Annotated in this window: 1 protein-coding gene; it reads right to left on the bottom strand. The window is 35.6% G+C overall.

Features of this window, described 5'->3' with window-relative positions; all coding sequences use genetic code 11:
• Positions 1–638 (bottom strand): ABC transporter substrate-binding protein (locus CPJCM30710_RS17420; protein WP_212905399.1); only part of this gene is annotated, 638 nt, incomplete at both ends.

Below are 638 nucleotides of genomic sequence, written 5' to 3'. Positions count from 1 at the left end.
AATATGCCATCAGCCTTTAATCCATCCTGAGAAATTACATCCCCACCATTTGACCATAACAAAGGAGCATAAGCATAAATTCTCCATTCACCTTTGTCCTTTAGTGCCATATCAAGGGATGGTACACCTTTAGCTTGTGTAATCTTTTTGGAAGCAGCATATAAATCATCCCATGTCCAAGGATTATCTATTGTTCCTGGTTTTATACCTAACTCATTCAATACTTTCTTGTTATAAAATAATCCTACAGTAGATTCCATAGCTGCTAAGCTATATAATTCATTATTAACTGTACCTTGTTGAATTATGGAATCAACATAATCTTTCTTAGATTCATCAGAGATATATTTAGTTATAGGCACTATAGTACCTGCATCTGCATAAGCAGCAGTATTAGGTCCATCTAAAGTAATTATGTCTGGTAACTGATTAGTGGTTATTGCAGTATTAATTTTATCCTCATAACCGCTTCCACCACCTGCACGTGGTATAAATTCAATGTCAACCTTTACATCTTTTTGAGAATCATTAAAAGCCTTTACACGTTCAGCATAGACTTTTCCCTCATCAGTATCAGCTGTTACATGTACCCACACTTTTAGGTTCTTAACACCTGAACTTGTTGCAGCTTTATCCGC

The sequence above is a fragment of the Clostridium polyendosporum genome (assembly GCF_018332455.1).
GTDB classification, from domain to species: domain Bacteria; phylum Bacillota; class Clostridia; order Clostridiales; family Clostridiaceae; genus Clostridium_AY; species Clostridium_AY polyendosporum.
Note: the sequence above shows the minus strand (reverse complement) of the source record. Positions and strands in the feature narration are given on the sequence as shown.